We start from the raw sequence: 1853 nt of genomic DNA on the forward strand, positions 1-1853 counted from the left end.
CCCGGCCCGCAGCTCCCGCGGCCACGGCTCGGCGAGCGAGCGGCCCGGCAGCGCCTTCGTCACCAGCCACGTCACCCCGTCCGCGGCCCCGGCGTCGACCACCTCGGGCGCGGGCAGCCCCTGCGCGCGCAGCCAGCGGGTGCAGGCCGCCTCGTGCCGCAGATCGGCCCCGGGTTCCGGGTGCTCCCCGTCCGCCGCGGTCTTCACGAACAGGTCGCCGGGCCCGCTGAGCCGCCACACGCCGGCGCCCGACATGCCGTCGGCCACCGGCTTCCACTCGTACGCGGCGTACCGGGCGCGCAGTTCCGCAGTCAACGCTTCTCTTCGAAGACGCAGAACTCGTTGCCCTCGGGGTCGGCCATCACATGCCAGTCGATGTCGTCGCCGCGGCGGCGGAGCAGCCTCGCGCCCAGCGCCTCGAACTCCTCCGGGACGCCCCACACGTCGAGGTGCATCCGGTTCTTGACCGCCTTCTCCTCCGGGACCGGGTTGATCCAGATCAGCGGGCCGAGCCCGGCCGGGTCGTGGATGGGCACCGGCCACTCGGCCGGCCGCTGCCCGCCCGGGTCCTCCCGGCGGGCGTAGCCGATGGCGGTGCACCACCAGTCGGCGAGCGCCTGGTGGTCCCGGGCGTCCAGCGCGAGGTCCTTGAAGCGTGCGGGCATGGGCGCGATCCTAGCCGCGCCCATCGCCTGCGGGCATCCGATAAACCGCGTGCCCCGGCGCCCTCAGCGGTAGAGCAGGTAGCGACGCCGGCGGCGGGTGAAGGCGGCCAGTTCGTCCTTCCAGGCGCCCACCACCTCGGCCACGTCCCGGCCCTCGTCGATCATCGTGCGCATCCGCGTCGAGCCCGACAGCTTGTCGATCCAGAACGGCCGCTCGGGGTCCCAGCTGTCCTGCCGCCAGGCGAACTCCGGGTAGCGCGCGGCCTCGACGAGCATCGCCACCGCGGCCGTCACCGGCTCGTAGCGGCGCCGGTCCGTGACGTGCACCTGCACGCCCGCGCACGTCTCGCCCGGGTACTTGCCGAACGTCGGCACGAAGTACGCCTCGCGGAACTCCACCCCGGGCAGCCCGCGGGCGTTGAGCCGGTCGCTGTAGTGGTAGTCCAGGTACGGCGCGCCGATCCACTCGAACGGGCGCGTGGTGCCGCGGCCCTCGGAGAGGTTGGTGCCCTCGAAGAAGCAGGTGCCCGCGTACGCCAGCGCCGTGTCGGCGGTCGGCATGTTCGGGGACGGCGGCACCCAGGGCAGGTCGCCGTCCTGCGCGTACGACTCCGGGTCCCAGCCCCGTACCCGTACGACCTCCAGCTCCACCCGGCCGCCGGAGCCCTCGTCGGGCAGCAGTTCGCCGTTGAAGTAGCGGGCCAGCTCGCCGACCGTCATGCCGTGCTGCTGGACGATCGGCTTGAGGCCCACCCCCGAGGTGAAGCCGGGGGTCATCATCGCGCCGTCGGCGCGGCGGCCGATCGGGTTGGGGCGGTCCAGGACGACGAAGGCGGCGCCGGTCTCCCGGGCGGCGACCATCGCGTTGTACATCGTCCAGATGTACGTGTAGAAGCGCGCGCCGACGTCCTGGATGTCGAAGACGACGGTGTCCGCTCCCGCCTTGGTGAACAGCTCCGCCATCTTCGCGGCGTTCGCGCCGTACGCGTCGTAGACCGTCAGGCCCGTGCGCGGGTCGATGGTCTCCGGCTCGGCCTCGCCGGCCTGCGCGCTGCCGCGGAAGCCGTGTTCCGGGCCGAAGACGCCGGCGATGTCGAGGGTGCCGGAGGCGTGCATGGAGTCGACGACGTGGCGGGTGTCGCGCAGGACGCCGGTCGGGTTGCTGACGATGCCCAGCCGGCGGCCGCG

General features: G+C 73.4%; 3 protein-coding genes. All 3 read right to left on the reverse strand.

Annotated elements, in window-relative coordinates; translation table 11 throughout:
• On the reverse strand, nucleotides 1-315 hold a 315-nt coding region (locus tag H5J30_RS30580; protein ID WP_181790705.1), incomplete at its 3' end, for a phosphotransferase.
• Nucleotides 312-665: a VOC family protein gene (locus H5J30_RS30585; protein ID WP_181790706.1), complete on the reverse strand. Its 354-nt coding sequence runs from the start codon at nucleotides 663-665 to the stop codon at nucleotides 312-314. The genes H5J30_RS30580 and H5J30_RS30585, both read right to left, overlap by 4 nt.
• A 63-nt stretch (nucleotides 666-728) precedes the next feature.
• Nucleotides 729-1853, reverse strand: a 1125-nt coding sequence (locus tag H5J30_RS30590; RefSeq protein ID WP_181790708.1) for an exo-beta-N-acetylmuramidase NamZ family protein, incomplete at its 5' end; no start/stop codon positions are given.

This window comes from Streptomyces phytophilus (assembly GCF_013870535.1).
Classification (GTDB): Bacteria; Actinomycetota; Actinomycetes; order Streptomycetales; family Streptomycetaceae; genus Streptomyces; species Streptomyces phytophilus.

Excerpts from the sequence above, each read along its gene's own strand:
- H5J30_RS30585 (WP_181790706.1), bottom strand. The coding sequence starts at position 665 with ATGCCCGCACGCTTCAAGGACCTCGCGCTGGACGCCCGGGACCACCAG.